The following is a 21,663-nucleotide window of genomic DNA, read 5'->3' on the forward strand; positions in this document are numbered from 1 at the left end:
ATGCAGGATGAATTGTACATGGCGCGCGCGCTGAAGCTTGCTGCGCGCGGACGTTTCACTACTCACCCAAATCCCAACGTCGGATGCGTGATTGTTAAGGATGGGGAGATCGTCGGTGAAGGATATCATCACCGCGCGGGCGAGCCGCATGCCGAAGTCCATGCCCTGCGCATGGCCGGAGAAAAAGCGCAAGGGGCAACCGCCTACGTGACGCTTGAGCCCTGCAGTCATCATGGGCGTACGCCGCCGTGCTGCGATGCGTTGATTGCGGCGGGCGTAGCACGCGTTGTTGCCGCGATGCAGGATCCCAATCCGCAGGTAGCAGGTCGTGGCCTCTATCGCTTGCAGCAGGCGGGCATTGACGTTAGCCACGGCTTGATGATGAGCGAGGTTGAGCAGCTTAATAAAGGCTTTCTCAAGCGCATGCGTACAGGTTTCCCATATCTGCAGCTTAAGCTTGGCGCATCGCTCGATGGTCGTACGGCGATGGCCAGCGGGGAAAGCCAGTGGATCACATCGCCGCAGGCGCGCCGCGATGTGCAACGGCTGCGCGCGCAAAGCCATGCCATTTTAACCAGCAGCGCGACGGTACTGGCCGACGATCCTCAGCTTACCGTGCGCTGGTCGGAGCTTGGGGAGTCAACTCAGGCGAGTTACCCGCAGGAAAATCTGCGCCAGCCGATCCGCATTGTCCTTGATAGCCAGAATCAGGTCACGCCGGAGCACTGTATTGTGCAACAGCCGGGAGAAACCTGGATTATCCGAGCGAAAGACGATACCCGCAGTTGGCCGGAGTCAGTTCGCAGTATTAAGATACCGGAACATAACGGGCATCTGGATTTGGTCGTGCTGATGATGCAACTGGGCAAACAGCAAATTAACAGTATTTGGGTGGAAGCTGGCCCAACGCTTGCGGGCGCGTTATTACAGGCCGGTTTGGTGGATGAGCTAATCGTGTATGTTGCGCCTAAACTGTTAGGCAGTGATGCGCGAGGATTATGTGTGCTGCCAGGGCTTGAGAAACTGGCCGACGCCCCCCATTTCAAATTCAACGAGATACGCCAGGTGGGCCCGGACGTTTGCCTGCATTTAACCACTGCGTGAGGCTTTCTGAATTAGAGGAAGCAGCGCCCAGAATATTATGATAAAATCCGCCCCCCTTACGGGGCCATAAATCGAACCCGAAGGAAGAATATGAACATTATTGAAGCTAACGTTGCTACTCCGGACGCTCGCGTCGCCATCACCATTGCGCGTTTCAACAACTTTATCAATGATAGCCTGCTGGAAGGTGCGATCGACGCCCTGAAACGTATTGGCCAGGTTAAAGATGAAAACATTACCGTCGTTTGGGTTCCAGGCGCATATGAGCTGCCGCTGGCGGCTGACGCACTGGCGAAAACCGGTAAATACGATGCGGTGATTGCGCTCGGTACAGTGATCCGTGGTGGTACCGCGCACTTCGAATATGTGGCTGGCGGTGCAAGCAATGGCCTGGCGCATGTCGCTCAGGACAGTGGCATTCCGGTAGCCTTCGGTGTTCTGACCACCGAAAGTATTGAACAAGCCATCGAACGTGCTGGCACGAAAGCCGGCAACAAAGGCGCAGAAGCTGCACTGACTGCGCTTGAAATGATTAATGTATTGAAAGCCATTAAGGCCTGATTTTTGTAAGGGGAAATCCGTGAAACCTGCTGCTCGTCGCCGCGCCCGTGAGTGTGCCGTCCAGGCGCTCTACTCCTGGCAGTTGTCCCAGAACGACATCGCTGATGTTGAATACCAGTTCCTGGCGGAACAGGACGTTAAAGATGTCGACGTTCTGTATTTCCGTGAACTGCTGTCCGGGGTGGCGACTAACAGCGCGTACCTGGATGGATTAATGAAGCCTTACCTGTCTCGTCTGCTGGAAGAGCTGGGACAGGTAGAAAAAGCCGTACTGCGTATTGCGCTGTTTGAACTGTCTAAGCGTAGTGATGTGCCGTACAAAGTGGCCATCAACGAAGCGATTGAACTGGCGAAAACCTTCGGTGCCGAAGACAGCCATAAATTCGTTAACGGCGTACTGGATAAAGCAGCACCTGTGATTCGCCCCAACAAAAAGTAATCCCGAGGCCGGCGGAGAGTGGAACGTGTTTCCGCTGTCCCCGGCTTTTTCTTTTTTTCTGCTGAGGCATAACGTATGGCATGCGGCGAATTTTCCCTGATTGCCCGTTATTTTGATCGCGTAAGAACGTCTCGTCTTGATGTCGAAACCGGTATTGGCGACGATTGCGCACTCCTGAACATCCCTGAAAAACAGACATTGGCGATCAGTACCGATACGCTGGTGGCAGGCAACCACTTCCTCCCCGACATTGATCCTACCGATCTGGCCAGGAAAGCCCTGGCGGTGAATTTGAGCGATCTGGCGGCGATGGGTGCCGATCCTGCGTGGTTGACGCTGGCACTGACGTTACCTGACGTTGATGAAGCCTGGCTTGAAGCTTTCAGCGATGGCCTGTTTGAACTCCTTAATTACTACGATATGCAGCTGATTGGCGGTGATACCACGCGTGGACCGCTGTCGATGACGTTGGGTATTCATGGCTACGTTCCCGTTGGGCGTGCCTTAAAACGTTCCGGGGCAAAACCGGGCGACTGGATTTATGTGACCGGCACGCCGGGCGACAGTGCGGCGGGGCTGGCGATTTTGCAGGACCGCTTGCAGGTGACTGATCCAAAAGACGCGGAGTATCTGCTGCAACGCCACCTGCGCCCAACCCCGCGTATTTTACAGGGACAAGCCCTGCGCGATCTGGCCAGTGCGGCTATCGATCTCTCCGACGGCCTGATTTCCGATCTGGGGCATATCGTCAATGCCAGCGGCTGCGGCGCACGGGTTAACGTCGACGCGCTGCCTTATTCCGCGGCGTTCGCCCAACATGTTGAGCCGGAACAGGCGCTGCGCTGGGCGCTCTCGGGTGGTGAAGATTATGAGTTATGCTTTACCGTACCGGAAATCAACCGTGGCGCGCTGGACGTTGCGCTGGCGCACCTCGGGACCTCGTTTACCTGCATCGGGCAGATGAGTGCGGATGTGGAAGGCGTTCATTTTACGCGCGATGGAAAACCCGTCACGTTCGACTGGAAAGGATATGACCATTTTGCCGCGCCTTAAAAAAGATGTCGCCAAAAGCCGCCTGAGTATGCGCAATCCGTGGCACCTGTTAGCCACCGGTTTTGGTAGCGGGTTGAGTCCCATTATTCCTGGTACCATGGGATCGCTGGCGGCGATCCCTTTTTGGTATTTAATGACGTTTCTGCCATGGCAGCTGTATTCGCTGGTGGTCATGCTGTCGATCTGTATCGGCGTTTACCTGTGTCATCAAACGGCGAAAGACATGGGCGTGCACGATCATGGCAGCATTGTCTGGGACGAGTTTGTTGGGATGTGGATAACCCTGATGGCGCTACCGACCCTCGACTGGCAGTGGGTTGCCGCCGGATTTGTGATTTTCCGTATTCTGGATATGTGGAAACCGTGGCCGATCCGTTGGTTCGATCGCAATGTGCATGGTGGAACTGGGATCATGATCGACGATATTGTCGCCGGGATACTCTCTGCCGGAATTTTATATTTTATCGGTCATCACTGGCCGGTAGGCATCATTTAAAGGGTTTGCCGGATGGCGGCGTAAACGCCTTATCCGGCCTACGTCCCAACAATATGTCGATTTCGTAGGCCCGATAAGCGCAGCGCCATCGGGCAATGGCAGATTATTTAAACCCCACCACCGGATGCTGTTTGTACGGTGTTTCCAGTTCGGCAATGTGTTCCGGCTTCAGCGTTAAATCCACCGCATTAAGCAACTCATCCAGCTGTTCCTCGCGCGATGTGCCGATAATCGGCGCTGCCACCCCCGGTTTGCTCAGCAGCCATGCCAGCGCGACCTGCGCCCGCGTGACGCCCAGCTCTTCGCTGACGCCAGCCAGCCGTGCGGCAATTTGCGCGTCGTTTTCATCGCTCTCGTTATATAAATTTTTACCGACTTCATCAGAAACCAGACGTGCGGTCGTTTCTCCCCACGGGCGGGTCAGGCGACCACGCGCCAGCGGACTCCACGGGATCACCGCGACACCTTCCTGATAGCAGAGCGGCAGCATTTCGCGTTCTTCTTCGCGGTAGATCAGGTTGTAGTGATCCTGCATGCTGACGAACTGCGCCCAGCCGTGTTGCTTCTGTAGGGCCAGCGCCTGAGCAAACTGCGAAGCGTGCATTGACGAGGCACCGATATAGCGAGCTTTACCGGCTTTTACTACGTCGTTGAGGGCTTCCAGCGTTTCTTCGATTGGCGTGTTGTAATCCCAACGGTGAATTTGCAGGATGTCCACATAGTCCATGCCCAGGCGTCTGAGGCTGTCGTCGATCGACCTTAGGATTTGTGCACGGGATAATCCTTCCGCTAAATCATCCACCTGGTGAAAAACCTTGGTCGCGACCACGACATCTTCGCGGCGGGTGAAATCACGCAGCGCACGACCGACAATTTCTTCACTGCTGCCCGCGGAATAGCTGTTGGCGGTATCGAAAAAGTTAATGCCGCCCTCAAGGGCGCGTTTGATTATCGGGCGGCTGCTCTCTTCAGGTAGCGTCCAGGCGTGATTGCCGCGATTGGGCTCGCCAAACGTCATGCAGCCCAGGCAAAGGCGGGAGACCCGAAGGTCGGTTTTTCCTAAGGTGTTGTATTGCATTAATTCGCTCCTGCTTAGCGTGTTATTCATTAAGCATAGCAGGAGCGGGGAGGGGATTATGCCAGCCAGGCCTTGATTTTAGCCTCAATGCCAGCGGCATCAAGACCCAGATCGGCGCGAGCCTCATCCTGAGTGCCTTGCGGGATGAAGAAGTCAGGCAGGCCAATATTCAGCACCGGAACGGGCTTACGATGGGCCATCAGTACTTCGTTTACGCCACTGCCTGCGCCGCCCATAATGGCATTCTCTTCAATGGTAACCAGCACGTCGTGTTGGGCCGCCATTTCCAGGATCAGCGTTTCATCCAGCGGTTTCACGAAGCGCATGTCGACCAGCGTGGCGTTCAGCGATTCCGCGACCTGAGCCGCTTCCGGCATCAGGGTGCCAAAGTTAAGAATCGCCAGTTTCTCACCGTGGCGCTTGACGAGACCTTTACCGATTGGCAGTTTTTCCAGCGGGGTCAGCTCAACGCCCACCGCGTTACCGCGTGGATAGCGCACGACCGATGGGCCATTGTTGTAGTGATAGCCGGTAAACAGCATCTGGCGGCATTCGTTTTCATCACTCGGGGCCATGATGACCATTTCCGGGATGCAGCGCAGGAAGGAGAGATCGAACGCCCCCTGGTGGGTTTGCCCATCTGCGCCAACAATTCCTGCCCGGTCAACGGCGAACAGGACCGGCAGTTTCTGGATGGCCACATCATGCAGCACCTGATCGTAGGCGCGTTGCAGGAAGGTAGAGTAAATAGCCACGACCGGCTTGTAGCCGCCAATCGCCAGACCTGCTGCAAAGGTCACTGCGTGCTGCTCGGCAATCGCCACATCGAAGTAGCGGTCCGGGAACTTACGTGAGAATTCCACCATACCGGAGCCTTCGCGCATCGCCGGGGTGATCGCCATCAGCTTATTGTCTTTCGCTGCGGTCTCACACAACCAGTCCCCGAAAATTTTTGAATAGCTCGGCAGGCCGCCGCTGCTTTTCGGCAGACAGCCGCTGGATGGATCGAATTTAGGTACGGCGTGGAATGTGATCGGGTCTTTTTCCGCTGGCTCATAGCCACGACCTTTTTTGGTCATGATGTGCAGGAACTGTGGACCTTTAAGATCGCGCATGTTCTTCAGCGTGGTGATAAGTCCCAGCACGTCGTGCCCGTCCACCGGGCCGATATAGTTAAAGCCCAGCTCTTCAAACAGCGTGCCCGGCACCACCATGCCTTTAATGTGTTCTTCGGTACGTTTGAGCAGTTCTTTAATCGGCGGTACGCCGGAGAAGACTTTCTTCCCGCCTTCGCGCAGCGAGGAGTAGAGTTTGCCAGAGAGCAGTTGCGCCAGGTGATTGTTTAGCGCGCCGACGTTCTCTGAAATCGACATTTCGTTGTCGTTGAGGATAACCAGCATATCGGGCTTAATATCACCCGCATGGTTCATCGCTTCAAACGCCATCCCGGCGGTGATAGCGCCGTCGCCAATCACGCAAACGGTACGGCGTTCTTTGCCTTCTTTCTCGGCGGCAACCGCAATACCGATGCCAGCGCTGATGGAGGTTGAGGAATGCCCAACGCTCAGTACGTCATACTCGCTCTCTCCGCGCCACGGGAACGGGTGCAGGCCGCCTTTCTGACGGATAGTGCCAATTTTATCGCGGCGACCGGTCAGAATTTTGTGCGGATAAGCCTGATGCCCCACATCCCAGATTAACTGGTCAAACGGGGTGTTGTAGACGTAGTGCAGCGCGACGGTAAGTTCCACCGTGCCCAGACCGGAGGCGAAGTGCCCGCTGGAACGGCTCACGCTGTCGAGCAAATAGCGGCGCAGTTCGTCGCAAAGCTTTGGCAGGCTCTCTTTTGGCAGTAGGCGTAACTCCTGGGTGGAGTCGACCAGCGCCAGGGTCGGGTATTTGGCTATATCAAAACTCATCGCAAGCTCATGGGATATGTTGGTTTATTTATCACGCTGGATTATGTAGTCCGCTAGCGCTTCCAGTGCCGAGGTATCGAGTGACTGCGCGGCCAGCAAATTTAGCGACTGGCGGGCATCCTCGATTAAATCCCGGGCTTTATTCCGGGCTTGCTCAAGACCCAGAAGTGCAGGATAGGTACTTTTGCCAAGCTGCTGGTCAGCACCCTGACGTTTACCCAATGTTGCAGTATCGCCTACCACATCCAGTATGTCATCTTGAACCTGGAAGGCCAGACCGATGCTTTCTGCGTATTTGTCGAGAATTGGCAGGCATTCTCGCCCTTTATCGCCTGCGCTTAATGCCCCCAGACGCACGGCGGCGCGAATCAACGCCCCGGTTTTATGGCGGTGAATACGCTCCAGCGCATCCAGCGCAACCTGCTGACCTTCCGCTTCCAGATCCAGCGCCTGGCCACCGCACATACCGGCGATACCGCTGGCCTGGGCCAGTTCAGAGATCATCGCGATGCGGTCCCGGTCGGTGACTTCTGGCATGGGCGCGTCGCTGATAATGGAAAACGCCAGCGTTTGCAGCGCATCTCCGGCCAGGATCGCGTTTGCCTCGCCAAATTTTACGTGGCAGGTTGGCAGACCGCGGCGCAGGTCATCGTCGTCCATCGCGGGTAAATCATCATGCATCAGCGAATAGGCATGGATGCACTCGACGGCGGCAGCGGGAGCATCAAGCGTACTCAGGCTGACGCCAAACATCTGACCGGTCGCATACACCAGGAATGGGCGCAGACGTTTACCGCCTAATAATGCGCCATATTGCATGGTTTCGACCACGGGAGTGTTCTGAAAGGGCAGTGGCGCGATAAAACGGCTCAGTGCCTGGTTGGCCTGCTCAACGCAAGCCTGTAGCTGCTGCGTAAAATCCATTTACTCATTATCCGGTGTAAAAGGCGTAAGGGCGGCGTCTTCGGTGTCTGACAGCAGGATTTGTACGCGCTGTTCAGCCTGTTGCAATTTGACCTGTCCCTGACGCGCCAGCTGTACGCCACGTTCGAATTCGTTCAGCGCGTCTTCCAGCGGCAGGTCGCCGCTTTCCAGGCGGGTAACAATCTGTTCCAGCTCGCTCAGCGCTGTTTCAAAACTGGCTGGCGCTTCATTTTTCTTCGGCATAATGAATGTCTGACTCTCTGTATTGGCAGCACAAGACTATGGTAACGGACTCGCACTGATAAGCAAATAACGCGCAATGGTAAGGCGATGTGCACAGGATGACCATGATGGTGGTATACTTGCGCGCCTGGATGCAGCCGCAGGGTATGGGCTGCTGTATTTTTTCCCATTACAAGTCGTTCAGACTTGCCAAAGAACCATTGCCGCCATGAAGTTTATCATTAAATTGTTCCCAGAAATCACCATCAAAAGCCAATCTGTGCGTTTGCGCTTTATAAAAATTCTGACAGGGAACATTCGTAACGTTTTAAAGCACTACGATGAAGACCTTGCCGTTGTCCGTCACTGGGATCACGTTGAGGTTCGCGCTAAAGATGAAAGCCAGCGTCTGGATATTCGCGACGCGTTGACCCGTATTCCGGGGATCCACCATATTCTCGAAGTAGAAGACGTGCCGTTTACCGACATGCACGATATTTTCGAGAAAGCGCTGGTGCAGTATCGCGATCAACTGGAAGGAAAAACCTTCTGCGTACGCGTTAAGCGTCGCGGTAAGCATGAGTTTAGCTCCATTGAGGTGGAACGTTATGTTGGCGGCGGGTTGAACCAGCATATTGAATCCGCGCGCGTGAAGCTGACGAAACCGGATGTTACGGTAAATCTTGAAATCGAAAATGATCGTCTGCTGCTGGTTAAAGGCCGCTATGAAGGTATTGGCGGTTTCCCGATTGGTACGCAGGAAGACGTCCTGTCGCTGATCTCCGGTGGTTTCGACTCCGGCGTATCCAGCTACATGCTGATGCGTCGCGGCTGCCGCGTACACTATTGCTTCTTTAACCTCGGCGGCGCCGCGCATGAAATCGGCGTTCGTCAGGTGGCGCATTATCTGTGGAACCGCTACGGTAGCTCGCATCGCGTGCGTTTTGTCGCGATCAACTTTGAGCCGGTGGTGGGCGAGATCCTGGAGAAAGTCGACGACGGTCAGATGGGCGTGGTCCTTAAACGTATGATGGTACGTGCGGCGTCGAAAGTCGCTGAGCGCTACGGCGTACAGGCACTGGTAACCGGTGAAGCGTTGGGCCAGGTGTCCAGCCAGACGCTGACCAACCTGCGCCTGATTGATAACGTTTCGGATACCCTGATCCTGCGCCCGCTTATCTCCCATGATAAAGAGCACATCATCAACCTGGCGCGTGAAATTGGTACCGAGGACTTTGCGCGTACCATGCCGGAATACTGCGGCGTTATTTCAAAAAGCCCAACGGTGAAGGCGATTAAAGCGAAGATTGAGGCCGAAGAAGAAAACTTCGATTTCTCTATCCTCGATAAAGTGGTCGAAGAAGCGAACAATATCGATATTCGCGATATCGCCCAGCAGACTCAGCAGACCGTGGTGGAAGTGGAAACCGTGAGTGGTTTCGGCTCAAACGACGTGATTCTGGATATCCGTTCTGTGGATGAACAGGATGACAAACCGCTGAAAGTTGACGGTGTGGACGTGGTTTCTCTGCCGTTCTATAAACTGAGCACTAAATTCGGTGATTTGGACCAGAGTAAAACCTGGCTGCTGTGGTGTGAACGCGGGGTGATGAGCCGCCTGCAGGCGCTGTATCTGCGCGAGCAGGGCTTTGAAAACGTGAAGGTGTACCGCCCGTAATTGAGGCCTGCCCCGGCTTTATGCGCCGGGGCTTCGCTAATCTTGTGGCTGAAGTGATGCTATGCTGTTGACCAGTTGGTTGGCAATTTGCGGAATGGCTTCGGCACTAAAAAAACCCATTGTTACAGCAATTGCAATGAGCTCACCTTTACTATTCTGAAGCGGACAAGCGATAGATTGCGCTCCAGGGATCCCCTGAGTTGGGTTGTAACGCACGGCGTATCCCTGCGATATTATTTGTCTAATCAACTGTTTCTGCGCCAGATTTTTCGCCTGATAATCAGAAAAGCTCATAAAAATTTGCCCAGCAGCACTGGCATGAAGTGGAACCTGCGTATTGGGCAGAAAATCGATATCGACGTTTCGAAAGCTGCGATTGTAGTGTTTGAGTATTAATCCATTTTCAGAAGCAACGACGACCCCGGTGGAGTGGTTAAAGGTATCGCGAAAAGTGACCAGCATAGTATTGAGCTCGTCAATTGCGTCGCGTGCGCCGGTTTGGCCTCCAGTCAGTTGTAGTGTGGTTGCTCCCAGGCAGTAAAGCCCTTTTTCGTTTTGGCATAGCATGCCGGTGCGACAAAGTGAGATAAGATATTTATGTAAACGGCTTTTCGACAAACCACACCCAGTAGCGATATCGATTGCCCTCGCTTGACCATTCTGACTGGCGACAAATGTCAAAATGCTGACGGCTATATCAACCGAATTAATCCCTTGTGATGTTTCAGTCATATGCGTTCTCTTATTAAATACTTCTCGATTATATCATTGAGTTCAGAAAGCAGTGCTGCTTTCATAGTTCAAAAAGATCGTTACCTCTAAATGATTAGATCATGACTCACCTCAAGTTAATTATTGGTGAATTTTAGTTCACTAATGATGAACTTTATTGGAGGGAAGATCATGGATGCTTTGAGCAATATACGTTTAAAAAGAAGAACCCTGTTAAAAGGGCTAGGTGTGGTGGGGCTGGCTTCATTAGGTCCAACCTTTCTAGGGTTGCGTCAGGTCAATGGCGCACCGCTGCCTCGGTTTCGTCTGCAGCAATCGGATTACCAGACATTTCGTTCGACCTGTGCAATGGAATGTTTGCATTGCAACCTGACGGCATATGTCTGGAAAGATCGTTTGATGAAAATTGAAGCGACAAAAGGCTTTAACGTGAAATGTTGTTTACGAGGGATTAGCCGAACGAAATGGGTGTATCACCCGCTACGACTGACGCAACCCTTGCTGCGTACGGGAGAAAAAGGTGAAGGAAAATTTAAGCCGATTTCTTGGGATGCCGCGCTTGAGCTTATTGAAAAGAAAATCAGAGAAACGATCGCTACCGATGGCAATAAAGGCCTGTTGCTAACAGCAGCTTCAGGGAATATGGACTCTATCAAAAATGATATGGGGAAGGCATTTTTTGATTATCTTGGCGGATCGACAAAACATGTTGGTTCGTTATGCTGCGCAGCCGTCACTGCTGCGATGATGCCAATGGTGGGCTTACGGTATGCTGATACCCGCGACACAATAAAGGAAAGTCGCTATATCCTTTGCTGGGGGAACAACCCGGCCATTACGATGCATGCTTACTTCAAAGATTATTCAAATGCGCAGCGTAACGGAGCGCGAATGGTGGTAATCGATCCCCGGTTTAACGAAACCGCAGCAAAAGCGGATGAGTGGGTGCCTATTGTGCCGGGAACGGATATCGCGCTGGCGCTAGGGATGATCAACATCATTATGCAGGAGAAGCGCTATGATGCAAATTTTCTGCGAAAACATACCGGCGCAGTTTATTTGGTGGATGCTAAGCAGAAACTAATGCGAGCCGATCCGCATGATGCAGACAGTTATCTGGTGTTTGATACTCTGACACAAAGCGTGAAGCGACATGATGTGCCGGGCGTTCTTCCTGCATTGCTAAATGATGAACTGCCCAACGGGAGTGATTTTACTACCGTACTGGATAACGTTTGGGCGCAGGCGAAGCCCTGGACGACACAGAAAGTTGAGCAGGAAACGGATGTGCCAGCGCAAACGGTGTTACGCCTGGCACGAGACTATGCTTCCACGCAACCTGCGATGATTATTCAGAATATGTCTGGTGCGCAGAGAACTGAGTTTGGCACTTACGTTGCCGCCAGCCAATTCTATCTGGCGCTGATAACCGGCAATATCGGTAAGCCTGGTGCAGGGGTCTGTGATGCGGGCGGGGTCAGGCAGATGGCGAAATTTTCGCCCATTATCCCCCCCGCGCCAAATGCTGCCAAAATCCCATCGATCCCCATTTCCAAAATTGGAGACTGGATCGTTCACGAAAAACCACATCCGATTAAATTCTGGTGGAACATGACGCTGGGGGCGATGACGCAGTTGCCGAATACAAATCAGGTCCGAGAAGCCTTTAAAAAAGTGCCATTTGTGGTGGTGGCGGACAACCTGATGAGTTCGTCTGCACTGTATGCCGATCTGGTACTTCCCGTGACGACCATTTTTGAAGATGTCAGTTTAATGGCGGGGGTCCGTAGCCATTATGTACAGTTGATGGAAAAAGCGGTGGAGCCCCCGGGAGAAGCTAAACCTGATTACTGGATTTTTGCGCGCCTGGCCGAGCGTTTTGGATTTGGTGAAGTTTTTAACCAGCCTATTGAACATTACATTGATGCTTGCCTCAAGGGGTCAGGCATCACCCGTGAGATGCTTAAAAAAGGGCCGGTATGCCCCGTTAAAGAAGACTGGATTCCCTTTAAGGATGGGCAGTTTTGTACTTCAACCGGAAAGGCACATTTCTATATTGAGGAGTGGGCAAAAAAAGACTTCCTGCCGGTGGTAACCTGGAAACAGGTGAAAGAGTCAGTGAAAGGTTCACCTGAACTGGCAAGTCATTATCCGTTAATGGCGGTACAGCGCAAACTGGCACGTAGCGTACATTCGAGCCACGGTATGAATGAATGGATCCTTGAGGTTCAGCGTAATCGTCCAAACGTTATGATCCACCCTGAAGATGCTCATAATCGTCAGATCCAGGCCGGGGAATGGGTCGTGGTCTTCAATCATCGTGGAGAGCACAGGGCTATTGCCGACGTAACAACGCATATAAAACGGGGAGTTGTAAGCCTGGATAATGGCTGGTGGGAGCAACAGGGAGGAAGTAGCAGCCATGTCACCAACGATCAGGTAGAGCTGTTGGGTAATGGACACTGTTGTAACAGCACGTTGGTTGACGTGAGAAGGGAGGCATAATCATGACGAAACAGTATGGATTTCTTATTGATATGCAAAACTGCTATGGCTGTAAAACCTGCAGCATGGCTTGCAAGTCAGAAAATATGACGCCGCTTGGTGTGTTATGGCGCCGAGTGCGCGAGCGCAATACGGATGAACCTAATACTCAAGCGTTTATCAGCATGTCGTGTAACCATTGCGATGATCCTCAGTGCATGAAAGTGTGCCCGGCCGGGACTTATACCAAACGAGCTGACGGGATTGTTGTACAGGATCACGAACGTTGTATCGGTTGCCGGATGTGTATTATGGCTTGCCCCTGGAGCGCGCCGGTTTACGATGCGGAAGAGGGGAAAACCAGTAAATGTAATCTGTGTGCGGAACGCCTGGATGAAGGTTTGCAACCACGCTGTGTTGAATCTTGCCCTGCGGGGGTTTTGCGATTTGGTGAGATAGAAGATCTCCGCAAAGAGCATACCACCCAATGGACTGTGCTAGAGAAGCGCTACAACTTACCCGATCACAACATCAGTAAGCCCAATATTGTAATTATTGCGCCACGGGACTGAGGAGAGAGAAATGGAACACTATGAATTGCCATTAGTCTTTTTTACGGTCTTTGCTCAATGGGGGATTGGCGGTGTCCTGGCACTAACGTTGTGTCAGAATTTTGGCACGCTGAAATTTAATGCTGAACAATATCGTCGGCTTGCGCTGCTATTTTGGGTCATCACTGTGCTGGGTTCTTTGGCATCCCTTGCACACCTGGGAACACCTACAGGCGCATACCGTTCAATGGCAGGGTTGGGAATATCTTGGCTGAGTCGGGAAGTAGTGGCATTTATAGTATTGAATGCCGTGATATTTTGCTGGTTAGTGTTATGTTGGCTCAAGCTTGGGCATCCAGGGGCGAATCTTCTGGGTGGTGTGACTGCGCTTGTTGGCCTGGTGTCAATTTTTGTGACGTCTCAGGTGTATTACCAAATGGCGCTGCACTCGCTTTGGCATACCATAGCTACGCCGCTTGGCTTCCTGGCAACGGCAGTATTGCTGGGTTTTATGAGTGTGGCGGTGGCGGGTGGCTATTGGCATAAATCCTCTTCAACGGTGTGTAATGCAGGGATCATCATTGGAATCGTGTTGACGGCAGGCGGGTTGTGGTTTCGCTATCATGTGCCTGGCGCTGATGCGTCAAGTCCTCTGCTATGGTGGCAGCTATTTGCCAGTATCTGCGTTGCTGTGTGGGGAATATCGCGTCTGAAATACGGCCAACAGAGTTGGTTATGGGTCGTATTAATGGCGACGGGGGAACTGGCGGGAAGAATGTTGTTTTATAGCAACGTTATGAGCGGAGTGCCTTGGTTTTAAATATTTTACCGGATGGTTGAAACCATCCGGCAATCATTCTTACTCGTAGTAGTTATAAATTCCCGCCGCAATTACCAGCTGTGACGCCACTTCATAAGCCTTTTCGCGGCTCACCAGTAGGTCAATGATTTTTAAACCAAAATCAATCGATGTTCCCGGACCCTGGCTGGTTAACAGGTTGACGCGCGGATCCCACACGACACGCTTGTCTTGCCATTGTTCTGCGGGGATTTTGTCCTTCAACGCCGGGAAACCCGTCATATTTCCGATGGGGAAGATATCGTGTGGGACAAGTACGATGGCGGCAGCGGCGCAAATGGCTGCGACAATACGTCCGGAACGATGAAACTGCTTCACGGTTTCGATAAGCAGAGGGCTGTCGCGAAAACACTCCGCGCCTTTAATGCCGCCAGGCAATACGATGATGTCGAAATCGCCGTCAGCAACTTCAACCAACGGTGCGTCAGCCAGCAGTTTCACTCCGCGTGAGCACACAATCGTCAGGCCGCCATCGCTGGCGACGCTTGCTGTAGTGACCTTAATTCCGCCGCGAACCAGCAGATCGATAGTGGTGACTGCTTCGGTCTCTTCACTACCAGGGGCGAGACAAACCAGTGCTTGAGCGCTCATACTCACTTTCCTTTCTCTTTACCATTTCAAACAGGTGGGCATTTTCCGGGACGGCGATGCCGTGCGCGCGGGCGCGTTTTAACAGGTAACCGGTAATATAGTCGATCTCTGTATGGCGCATGGCACGAATATCCTGCAGCATTGATGAGATATTTTCTGCCGTACTGTCAATGACTTGCTCGACATAATAGCGTAAATCATCCGCTGATGTGTGGTGGCCTTCGCGTTCAATAACCGCTGCTACTTCCTCACAGATTAGCGCTATTTTTTCCGGATGCTGACGCAGTTCGCCGTTTGGGCAGTCCCAGAGCGCCGTCAGCGGATTAATGACGCAGTTTACGGCCAGTTTGCGCCACAGTTCGGCGCGAATATTATTATGCCAGGCGACATCCGGTAGTACTTCTTGCAGTGTTTCAGCCAGATAGCTGAAATCACCGTCCTGCTCACGCGCCGGACCGATGCGCGTTGTGCCCTGAGCGACATGAATGATGACATTTCCGTCGCGACGTGCCGCGTGGGTGGTGGTGCCCATCAGCAGAGGCTGTTTAATGTTTTGCAGCTCTTCAATCGTCCCCATGCCGTTGTGAATCAGCAAAATGGGGGTAGTTTCAGGCAGAATTGCGGCCAGACCTTTTACCGCATCAGAAACCTGCCAGGCTTTAAGTGTAACCAGTAACAGGTCGCTTTTTGCCAAAAAGTCGGGGTCGTTTGCCGTCAGGGATTCATTAAAAACTGATCCATCCGTGTCGATCAGGTTCACGCTGCAGTAGGGCTGTGGTACGCGTAGCCACCCTTGCACCTCATGTCCATGTTTGCACAGCGTGGTAAGCCACAGCTGTCCTAACGCTCCACATCCCAGTACGGTAATTTTCATTCTTCCTCCTCACCTGCAACAGCACCAGGTGTTAATCCATATCGGCCGTACCCCTTTATTGTTCGCAGGTAACAGTTCCGCGTACAATTAAAGGATACAGCCTAGTATAGCGCTGTCTGTTGGGTAACTTTGCAGGTATTATGCTTCGCATCAAAAATGAAGGGAGAGGAAAAGATGCCATCTTTCGATATTGTCTCTGAAGTTGATCTTCAGGAAGCCCGTAACGCGGTGGATAACGCCAGCCGCGAAGTAGAGTCACGCTTTGATTTTCGTGGCGTTGAAGCGAATTTTGAGCTGAATGAGTCAAATAAGACGATTAAGGTGCTGAGCGAGTCTGATTTCCAGGTCAATCAACTGCTGGATATTTTGCGTGCCAAGCTACTGAAACGCGGTATTGAAGGCACATCGCTGGACGTACCGGAAACCTTCGTGCACAGCGGTAAAACCTGGTTTGTGGAAGCGAAGCTGAAGCAGGGCATCGAAAGCGCGGTGCAAAAGAAAATCGTTAAGCTGATTAAAGACAGCAAACTGAAGGTGCAGGCGCAGATTCAGGGTGAAGAAATCCGTGTAACCGGTAAAGCACGTGACGATCTGCAATCCGTCATGGCGTTGGTTCGTGGGGGCGACCTCGGCCAGCCGTTCCAGTTTAAGAACTTCCGCGATTAAGTCGTAATGCCCGCTTATCCGGCCTACAGGTAGTACACGCTATTTGTAGGCCGGATAAGACGTCGCCATCCTGCAATCTTCACGCCTGACTTATCGCCTGCTCAACTTCGAATCGATTGGTCACTTTGCTGTCGATTTTTACGTAAGCCGAATGCTCTTGCGCCACAATTAATACTTCGCTTATCCCTTCTTTAGCCAGAAGACGCTGCTTCAGGGTGTCATCCGCGGCAATCTCCGGTGGGATTTCCACGCGCAGGCTGCTAACGTACGGCGGTTCTTTCATTGTGCTGGCCACCAACAACCACACTGCCGCCAGAAGCGCGCCGGCCAGGAATACCGCCTGACCATCAAACATGTCGACTACCCAACCGCCCAGCGAGCCGCCAATTGCCACGCCAAGAAACTGGCTGGTGGAGTAAACGCCCATCGCCGTACCTTTATAGCCCGCCGGAGATTCTTTACTGATAAGCGAGGGGAGTAGGGCTTCCATCAGGTTGAAGGCGAGGAAGAATATCTGCACGCCCGCAATCAGCCCCCAAAAACGAATGTTTGCGCTCCACAATACAATTTCGGCGACAAGAATCAGTAACACGCAGGCGAGGAACACGCGTTTCATCCGGCGTTTCACTTCGGCGTAAATGATGAACGGCACCACGGAAACAAAGGACAGCAGCATCGTCACCAGATAAATTTTCCAGTGTTCGGCGGCGGGGAAGCCCGCTTTTGCCAACTGACCTGGCAAGGCGACGAAAGTGGACATCAGTAAAATGTGCAGACACATGATGCCGAAGTTGAGCTTCAGCAGTTTTGGTTCCGCCAGCACTTTGCTGAAGCTGCCTTTAACCATGCCTGATTCGCGGTTCAGTACGTGGGTCGTGCTATTGGGAACGACCCAAATAGTCAGCACGATACCTGTTGTCGCAAGGCCCGCGATCATCCAGAACAGCGCGTGTAGCCCCAGCGTGTGGGTAACGATCGGCCCCAGTACCATCGCAATGGCGAAGGTGATACCAAAGCTGACGCCAATAAACGCCATTGCTTTGGTTCGGTTTTGCTCGCGGGTTAAGTCGGACAGCAGCGCCATTACGGCGGCGGCAATCGCGCCAGAGCCCTGGAGGGCCCGACCGAGAATAATTCCCCAGATTGAATCTGAGAGGGCGGCAATCACGCTACCGACAACAAATACCGCCAGTCCGCCGACAATAAGCGGCTTACGGCCGATGCGGTCTGAAAGCAGACCAAAGGGGATCTGGAAGATGGCTTGCGCCAGGCCATAAATACCGATAGCAAGTCCGATCAATGCTTCGCTGGCACCCTGTAGTGCCATACCATACGTGGTCAGAACCGGCAGGACCATAAACATGCCAAGCATGCGCAACGAAAATACGGTCCCTAAACCCCAGGTGGCGCGCAACTCACCGGGCGTCATTTTGTAATCGTTCATTCCCACCTCTGTATTAATTTCGCGCCTAGTGTAAAGCGGGAAGAGGGCCGGGTAAATATGCGCTTCATTAACAAATGTTGTGAGTGTGAGAAGAGGGGGAATGCAAAACAACAAATAAAAAAGGGTGCCAGAGCACCCTTTTCATATAAGCAGATTCTTACCAAACGTAAGTCAGCAGGTTCTGCGAGTTTGGCACCATAAAGTCGACGGACATCATCACGGAAAGTGCGGTAATGGCGATGATGGAGAAGCCGAACAGCTTGCGCGCCCAGACTCTGTCATCTTCCACTTTATAACCGCGCAGCGCCATGCCCAACCACCAGACGCTCACCGCCGCAGCAACAATCAGGTATTTATAACCTGCATAGCCGCCCAGAGTTAGCATCAGCGTGGCGATAGCAAATGCCACGATATACAGCGTGATATGGTTCTTCGCGACCGAAATGCCTTTTACCACTGGCAGTACCGGGATATTGGCAGCCTGATAATCCTTAAAGCGGAAAATCGCAATCGCGTAAGAGTGCGGCATTTGCCACAGGCTGAAAATAGCCAGCAGAATCAGCGCACCGCTATCGAACTCACCGGTTACGGCGCAGTAGCCAATCACCGGCGGCGCAGCACCGGAGAGTGAGCCAATCAGCGTCCCGTAAACGGAATGGCGCTTCATATACAGGCTATAGACGCCCACATATACCACGAAGCCCATCACCCCCAGCCAGCAGGCCAGAGGGTTGGCGCCAAACCACAGCAGCATAAAGCCAGCAATACCCAGCAAGGTGGCGTATACCAGCGAGACGGCAGGAGAAATCAGACCTTTAACCAGCACGCGGTTTTTGGTCCTCTCCATCTTCCTGTCGATATCCCTGTCGATATAGTTGTTAAATACACAACCCGACGCCACAACCAGTGACACCCCAACCAGCGTGTAGATAAACAGGGGATAGTCGATGCTGCCTTTCGAGGCCAGCAGGAACCCCCCAATCACCGAGATCAGGTTGCCAAAGATGATGCCTGGTTTCGTAACTTGCAGGTATTGCTTAAACATCATAATCGCCGCTCTTAGTGCATCATCATGTTGTAGTTAAGGTTCCACATAATCCAGATGGAGCCCACAACCAGGATGGCGATGATTAGCACAGTAAAGACAAAGGCCGTCATGTTCCAACCTTCATCAGATTTGCTATTCATGTGCAAGAAGCACACCAGGTGCACCAGAATCTGTACCACTGCCATTGCCAGAATAGTTCCCAGAATGACGGCCGGAGAGGCAGAACCTGTCATTACCATCCAGAACGGAATGACCGTCAGGATGATCGACAGGATAAAACCTGTCATGTAGGTTTTTACGCTGCCATGGGATGCGCCGCCGCTCTCGTTAGAATGACTCATTACATCGCCCCCATCAGATAAACAACAGTGAACACACAGATCCACACCACATCCAGGAAGTGCCAGAACAGGCTCAGGCACATGATGCGGGTACGGTTAGTACTGGTCAGGCCGCGACGGGCAACTTGCACCATCAGCACCGCCATCCAGATAAGACCGGAGGTGACGTGCAGACCGTGCGTGCCGACCAGCGCGAAGAACGCAGACAGGAAGCCGCTGCGATCCGGGCCCATACCGTTAACAATCAGGTGATGGAATTCATAGAGTTCCATCCCGATGAATCCGGCACCGAACAAGAAAGTCAACGCCAGCCAGGAGATGACCTGGCTCTTGTTGTTCTTATACATGGCGATCGCCGCCATGCCGTAAGTAATGGAGCTAAATAACAGCAGGAATGTTTCAACCAGAACGAACGGCAGTTCAAAAATGTCCTTACCTGTCGGGCCACCTGCGGTGCCGTTCACCAGAACGGCATAGGTTGCAAACAGAATTGAGAACAGAATGCAGTCGCTCATCAGGTAGACCCAGAATCCGAAGATCTTGGTCTGGCCTGCATCGTGGTGCCCGTGTTCGTGCGCGTGGGCAGTCGCGTGCGTTAAAGTATCAGTTGCCATTTTTCAGCCCTGCCTTAGTAATCTCATCGAAATGCTGGTTTTCCAGTTTTTCGACTTCCGGGACCGGCACGTAGTAATCCACGTCTTCATCAAAGCTTTTCACAATCCAGCTAATGATCATGCCTGCGAAGCTTGCAATCGCCAGCCACCAGATATGCCAGATCATGGCGAAACCAAACAGTGTTGCGAAGGCGGTAATGACGATACCGGCACCGCTGTTCTTCGGCATATGAATCTCTTCATAGTGCGCAGGCTGCTTGTACGCTTCACCTTTTTCTTTCATTTCCCAGAAGGCATCACGCTCGTGAACGTGCGGCACAACGGCAAAGTTATAGAACGGAGGCGGGGAAGAGGTTGCCCACTCCAGCGTACGACCACCCCATGGGTCACCGGTCAGGTCACGGTTCTGCTCGCGGTCGCGAATAGACACGTACATCTGAATGAACTGGCACAGGATACCCAGTGCAATCAGCGCGGCGCCACAGGCGGCAACAACCAGCATCGGATGGAACTGTGGGTCAATCTGCTGGCTGAGGCGACGGGTCATACCCATAAAGCCCAGCACGTACAGCGGCATAAATGCCACGAAGAAGCCGATGATCCAGAACCAGAATGCGCGTTTACCCCAGGTTTCGTTCAACGTGAAGCCAAACGCTTTTGGCCACCAGTAGGTCATACCCGCGAAGCAACCAAATACCACGCCGCCGATGATAACGTTATGGAAGTGCGCAATCAGGAACAGGCTGTTGTGCAGTACGAAGTCCGCACCCGGCACCGCCAGCAGTACGCCGGTCATGCCGCCGACTGAGAAGGTGACGATAAAGCCAATCGTCCACAGCATTGCTGAGTGGAATACGATACGGCCCTGATACATGGTGAACAGCCAGTTGAAGATCTTCACCCCGGTCGGGATGGCGATAATCATGGTGGTAATACCGAAGAAGGCGTTTACGTTTGCGCCGGCACCCATGGTGAAGAAGTGGTGCAGCCAAACAATGAACGACAGAACGGTAATACACACGGTTGCCCACACCAGCGAGGTGTAACCAAACAGACGCTTACGCGAGAAGGTTGCTGCGACTTCGGAGAATACCCCGAATACTGGCAGGATCAGAATGTACACTTCCGGATGGCCCCAGGCCCAAATCAGGTTGATGTACATCATCATGTTGCCGCCCATATCGTTGGTAAAGAAATGGGTGCCCAGATAGCGATCCAGGGTCAGCAACGCGACGGTAACCGTCAGAATTGGGAACGAAGCGATAATCAGGATGTTAGCGCACAGAGATGCCCAGCTAAATACCGGCATCTTGAACATGGTCATTCCTGGCGCACGCATCTTAATGATGGTCACAAAGAAGTTGATACCGGTCAGGGTTGTACCAATACCGGACAACTGGACGGCCCATATCCAATAATCGACCCCGACGCTTGGACTGTACTCTATCCCCGAAAGAGGCGGATACGCCAGCCAACCGGTCTGCGCGAATTCACCGACGCCCAGAGACAGGTTAACCAGGATTACGCCAACAACGGTGAACCAGAAGCTCAGGTTGTTCAGGAACGGGAATGCAACGTCACGTGCGCCAATCTGCAGTGGAACCACGAGGTTCATCAGACCGATAACAAATGGCATTGCCACGAAGAAGATCATAATCACGCCGTGAGCCGTGAAGATCTGGTCGTAGTGGTGAGGTGGCAGGAAACCCGCTTCACCTGCAGAAGCCAGCGCTTGCTGACTACGCATCATGACGGCATCGGCAAAGCCACGAATCAACATCACGATTGCGACGATGACATACATGATGCCAAGGCGTTTGTGGTCAACCGAAGTCAGCCACTCTTTCCACAGGTAGGTCCACTTACCGAAGTAAGTGATAAGGCCGAGTAAGGCCGCACCACCGATGATAATGGCAGCGATCGTAACCATGACGATTGGTTCATGGAACGGAACTGCATCAAGTGTCAATTTTCCGAACATCGTA

At 52.8% G+C, this 21,663-nt stretch carries 22 protein-coding genes; 10 read left to right on the forward strand and 12 right to left on the reverse strand.

Translation table 11 applies throughout. The features are described from left to right. The 5 genes from ribD to pgpA all read left to right on the forward strand — a co-directional run bounded on the left by ribD (position 1) and on the right by pgpA (position 3,653). Positions 1 to 1,104 (forward strand): bifunctional diaminohydroxyphosphoribosylaminopyrimidine deaminase/5-amino-6-(5-phosphoribosylamino)uracil reductase RibD, encoded by a 1,104-nt coding sequence (ribD, locus tag FHD02_RS14350; protein ID WP_220394012.1) that lies wholly within the window; start codon positions 1 to 3, stop codon positions 1,102 to 1,104. Between the two features lie 90 nt (positions 1,105 to 1,194). Continuing rightward, positions 1,195 to 1,665 carry a 6,7-dimethyl-8-ribityllumazine synthase gene (ribE, locus tag FHD02_RS14355; RefSeq protein ID WP_003021575.1) on the forward strand — a complete coding sequence of 157 codons (471 nt, stop codon included), beginning with the start codon at positions 1,195 to 1,197 and terminating at the stop codon, positions 1,663 to 1,665. Between the two features lie 19 nt (positions 1,666 to 1,684). Further along, on the forward strand, positions 1,685 to 2,104 hold the full coding sequence (gene nusB, locus FHD02_RS14360; RefSeq protein WP_000801129.1) for a transcription antitermination factor NusB: 420 nt from the start codon (positions 1,685 to 1,687) through the stop codon (positions 2,102 to 2,104). 75 nt (positions 2,105 to 2,179) lie between these two features. Further along, positions 2,180 to 3,157 carry a thiamine-phosphate kinase gene (thiL, locus tag FHD02_RS14365; protein WP_220394013.1) on the forward strand — a complete coding sequence of 326 codons (978 nt, stop codon included), beginning with the start codon at positions 2,180 to 2,182 and terminating at the stop codon, positions 3,155 to 3,157. Continuing rightward, complete coding sequence (gene pgpA / locus FHD02_RS14370; RefSeq protein ID WP_006685732.1) at positions 3,135 to 3,653, forward strand: phosphatidylglycerophosphatase A; 519 nt, start codon at positions 3,135 to 3,137, stop codon at positions 3,651 to 3,653. The genes thiL and pgpA overlap by 23 nt, the downstream gene beginning before the upstream one ends. 103 nt (positions 3,654 to 3,756) lie before the next feature. On the opposite strand, the gene yajO is transcribed toward pgpA, so the two are convergent. The 4 genes from yajO to xseB are packed head-to-tail and all read right to left on the reverse strand — an operon-like array spanning position 3,757 to position 7,817. Continuing rightward, a complete protein-coding gene (gene yajO, locus FHD02_RS14375; protein ID WP_220394014.1) occupies positions 3,757 to 4,731 on the reverse strand; it encodes a 1-deoxyxylulose-5-phosphate synthase YajO in 975 nt (324 codons plus the stop codon). Positions 4,732 to 4,787: 56 nt separating this feature from the next. Further along, positions 4,788 to 6,650 (reverse strand): 1-deoxy-D-xylulose-5-phosphate synthase, encoded by a 1,863-nt coding sequence (gene dxs, locus FHD02_RS14380; protein WP_220394015.1) that lies wholly within the window; start codon positions 6,648 to 6,650, stop codon positions 4,788 to 4,790. A gap of 24 nt (positions 6,651 to 6,674) precedes the next feature. Then, the gene (gene ispA, locus FHD02_RS14385; protein WP_137349000.1) at positions 6,675 to 7,574 is read right to left on the reverse strand and encodes a (2E,6E)-farnesyl diphosphate synthase; all 900 of its coding nucleotides are present in this window, start codon (positions 7,572 to 7,574) and stop codon (positions 6,675 to 6,677) included. Further along, positions 7,575 to 7,817 carry an exodeoxyribonuclease VII small subunit gene (xseB, locus tag FHD02_RS14390; RefSeq protein WP_200007735.1) on the reverse strand — a complete coding sequence of 81 codons (243 nt, stop codon included), beginning with the start codon at positions 7,815 to 7,817 and terminating at the stop codon, positions 7,575 to 7,577. Between the two features lie 208 nt (positions 7,818 to 8,025). Between xseB and thiI the strand changes: the two genes are divergently transcribed. Then, positions 8,026 to 9,474: a tRNA uracil 4-sulfurtransferase ThiI gene (gene thiI / locus FHD02_RS14395; RefSeq protein ID WP_137370924.1), complete on the forward strand. Its 1,449-nt coding sequence runs from the start codon at positions 8,026 to 8,028 to the stop codon at positions 9,472 to 9,474. Positions 9,475 to 9,510: 36 nt separating this feature from the next. Here thiI and FHD02_RS14400 read toward each other — a convergent pair whose 3' ends face one another. After that, positions 9,511 to 10,206 (reverse strand): helix-turn-helix domain-containing protein, encoded by a 696-nt coding sequence (locus FHD02_RS14400; protein WP_137360405.1) that lies wholly within the window; start codon positions 10,204 to 10,206, stop codon positions 9,511 to 9,513. Positions 10,207 to 10,377: 171 nt separating this feature from the next. On the opposite strand from FHD02_RS14400, the gene FHD02_RS14405 reads away from it, so the two are divergent. The 3 genes from FHD02_RS14405 to FHD02_RS14415 are packed head-to-tail and all read left to right on the forward strand — an operon-like array spanning position 10,378 to position 14,061. Further along, entirely contained in the window at positions 10,378 to 12,711 is a 2,334-nt protein-coding gene (locus FHD02_RS14405) for a molybdopterin-dependent oxidoreductase (protein ID WP_137360406.1), read from the forward strand. 2 nt (positions 12,712 to 12,713) lie between these two features. Further along, the gene (locus FHD02_RS14410; protein WP_170972905.1) at positions 12,714 to 13,262 is read left to right on the forward strand and encodes a 4Fe-4S dicluster domain-containing protein; all 549 of its coding nucleotides are present in this window, start codon (positions 12,714 to 12,716) and stop codon (positions 13,260 to 13,262) included. Positions 13,263 to 13,272: 10 nt separating this feature from the next. Continuing rightward, a complete protein-coding gene (locus FHD02_RS14415; protein ID WP_137360407.1) occupies positions 13,273 to 14,061 on the forward strand; it encodes a DmsC/YnfH family molybdoenzyme membrane anchor subunit in 789 nt (262 codons plus the stop codon). 39 nt (positions 14,062 to 14,100) lie between these two features. Here FHD02_RS14415 and yajL read toward each other — a convergent pair whose 3' ends face one another. Then, positions 14,101 to 14,691: a protein deglycase YajL gene (gene yajL, locus FHD02_RS14420; protein ID WP_220394016.1), complete on the reverse strand. Its 591-nt coding sequence runs from the start codon at positions 14,689 to 14,691 to the stop codon at positions 14,101 to 14,103. Further along, on the reverse strand, positions 14,654 to 15,565 hold the full coding sequence (gene panE, locus FHD02_RS14425; protein ID WP_038638233.1) for a 2-dehydropantoate 2-reductase: 912 nt from the start codon (positions 15,563 to 15,565) through the stop codon (positions 14,654 to 14,656). Before panE ends, yajL begins: the two co-directional genes overlap by 38 nt. 174 nt (positions 15,566 to 15,739) lie before the next feature. On the opposite strand from panE, the gene FHD02_RS14430 reads away from it, so the two are divergent. Beyond that, positions 15,740 to 16,231: a YajQ family cyclic di-GMP-binding protein gene (locus FHD02_RS14430; protein WP_220394017.1), complete on the forward strand. Its 492-nt coding sequence runs from the start codon at positions 15,740 to 15,742 to the stop codon at positions 16,229 to 16,231. Positions 16,232 to 16,310: 79 nt separating this feature from the next. Here the strand turns inward: FHD02_RS14430 and FHD02_RS14435 are convergent, their stop codons facing one another. The 5 genes from FHD02_RS14435 to cyoB all read right to left on the reverse strand — a co-directional run bounded on the left by FHD02_RS14435 (position 16,311) and on the right by cyoB (position 21,659). Next, positions 16,311 to 17,675: an MFS transporter gene (locus FHD02_RS14435; protein ID WP_220394018.1), complete on the reverse strand. Its 1,365-nt coding sequence runs from the start codon at positions 17,673 to 17,675 to the stop codon at positions 16,311 to 16,313. A 157-nt stretch (positions 17,676 to 17,832) separates the two neighbouring features. Next, positions 17,833 to 18,723 carry a heme o synthase gene (gene cyoE / locus FHD02_RS14440; protein ID WP_003831005.1) on the reverse strand — a complete coding sequence of 297 codons (891 nt, stop codon included), beginning with the start codon at positions 18,721 to 18,723 and terminating at the stop codon, positions 17,833 to 17,835. A gap of 11 nt (positions 18,724 to 18,734) precedes the next feature. After that, on the reverse strand, positions 18,735 to 19,064 hold the full coding sequence (locus FHD02_RS14445) for a cytochrome o ubiquinol oxidase subunit IV (protein WP_003831006.1): 330 nt from the start codon (positions 19,062 to 19,064) through the stop codon (positions 18,735 to 18,737). After that, a complete protein-coding gene (locus FHD02_RS14450; RefSeq protein ID WP_003831007.1) occupies positions 19,064 to 19,678 on the reverse strand; it encodes a cytochrome o ubiquinol oxidase subunit III in 615 nt (204 codons plus the stop codon). Before FHD02_RS14450 ends, FHD02_RS14445 begins: the two co-directional genes overlap by 1 nt. Beyond that, entirely contained in the window at positions 19,668 to 21,659 is a 1,992-nt protein-coding gene (cyoB, locus tag FHD02_RS14455) for a cytochrome o ubiquinol oxidase subunit I (RefSeq protein ID WP_042310102.1), read from the reverse strand. Before cyoB ends, FHD02_RS14450 begins: the two co-directional genes overlap by 11 nt. Positions 21,660 to 21,663 lie beyond the last annotated feature (4 nt).

The sequence above is a fragment of the Citrobacter sp. EC_71 genome (genome assembly GCF_019584005.1).
Lineage (GTDB): Bacteria > Pseudomonadota > Gammaproteobacteria > Enterobacterales > Enterobacteriaceae > Citrobacter > Citrobacter werkmanii.

Bases quoted from the DNA above. Each gene is read 5' to 3' on its own strand.
- FHD02_RS14400 (WP_137360405.1), bottom strand. From the start codon at position 10,206: ATGACTGAAACATCACAAGGGATTAATTCGGTTGATATAGCCGTCAGC.
- thiL (WP_220394013.1), top strand. From the start codon at position 2,180: ATGGCATGCGGCGAATTTTCCCTGATTGCCCGTTATTTTGATCGCGTA.
- pgpA (WP_006685732.1), top strand. From the start codon at position 3,135: ATGACCATTTTGCCGCGCCTTAAAAAAGATGTCGCCAAAAGCCGCCTG.
- ribD (WP_220394012.1), top strand. From the start codon at position 1: ATGCAGGATGAATTGTACATGGCGCGCGCGCTGAAGCTTGCTGCGCGC.
- FHD02_RS14415 (WP_137360407.1), top strand. From the start codon at position 13,273: ATGGAACACTATGAATTGCCATTAGTCTTTTTTACGGTCTTTGCTCAA.
- yajO (WP_220394014.1), bottom strand. From the start codon at position 4,731: ATGCAATACAACACCTTAGGAAAAACCGACCTTCGGGTCTCCCGCCTT.
- panE (WP_038638233.1), bottom strand. From the start codon at position 15,565: ATGAAAATTACCGTACTGGGATGTGGAGCGTTAGGACAGCTGTGGCTT.
- FHD02_RS14435 (WP_220394018.1), bottom strand. From the start codon at position 17,675: ATGAACGATTACAAAATGACGCCCGGTGAGTTGCGCGCCACCTGGGGT.
- FHD02_RS14445 (WP_003831006.1), bottom strand. From the start codon at position 19,064: ATGAGTCATTCTAACGAGAGCGGCGGCGCATCCCATGGCAGCGTAAAA.
- ispA (WP_137349000.1), bottom strand. From the start codon at position 7,574: ATGGATTTTACGCAGCAGCTACAGGCTTGCGTTGAGCAGGCCAACCAG.
- cyoE (WP_003831005.1), bottom strand. From the start codon at position 18,723: ATGATGTTTAAGCAATACCTGCAAGTTACGAAACCAGGCATCATCTTT.
- xseB (WP_200007735.1), bottom strand. From the start codon at position 7,817: ATGCCGAAGAAAAATGAAGCGCCAGCCAGTTTTGAAACAGCGCTGAGC.
- cyoB (WP_042310102.1), bottom strand. From the start codon at position 21,659: ATGTTCGGAAAATTGACACTTGATGCAGTTCCGTTCCATGAACCAATC.
- FHD02_RS14450 (WP_003831007.1), bottom strand. From the start codon at position 19,678: ATGGCAACTGATACTTTAACGCACGCGACTGCCCACGCGCACGAACAC.
- FHD02_RS14430 (WP_220394017.1), top strand. From the start codon at position 15,740: ATGCCATCTTTCGATATTGTCTCTGAAGTTGATCTTCAGGAAGCCCGT.
- FHD02_RS14405 (WP_137360406.1), top strand. From the start codon at position 10,378: ATGGATGCTTTGAGCAATATACGTTTAAAAAGAAGAACCCTGTTAAAA.
- thiI (WP_137370924.1), top strand. From the start codon at position 8,026: ATGAAGTTTATCATTAAATTGTTCCCAGAAATCACCATCAAAAGCCAA.
- FHD02_RS14410 (WP_170972905.1), top strand. From the start codon at position 12,714: ATGACGAAACAGTATGGATTTCTTATTGATATGCAAAACTGCTATGGC.
- dxs (WP_220394015.1), bottom strand. From the start codon at position 6,650: ATGAGTTTTGATATAGCCAAATACCCGACCCTGGCGCTGGTCGACTCC.
- yajL (WP_220394016.1), bottom strand. From the start codon at position 14,691: ATGAGCGCTCAAGCACTGGTTTGTCTCGCCCCTGGTAGTGAAGAGACC.
- ribE (WP_003021575.1), top strand. From the start codon at position 1,195: ATGAACATTATTGAAGCTAACGTTGCTACTCCGGACGCTCGCGTCGCC.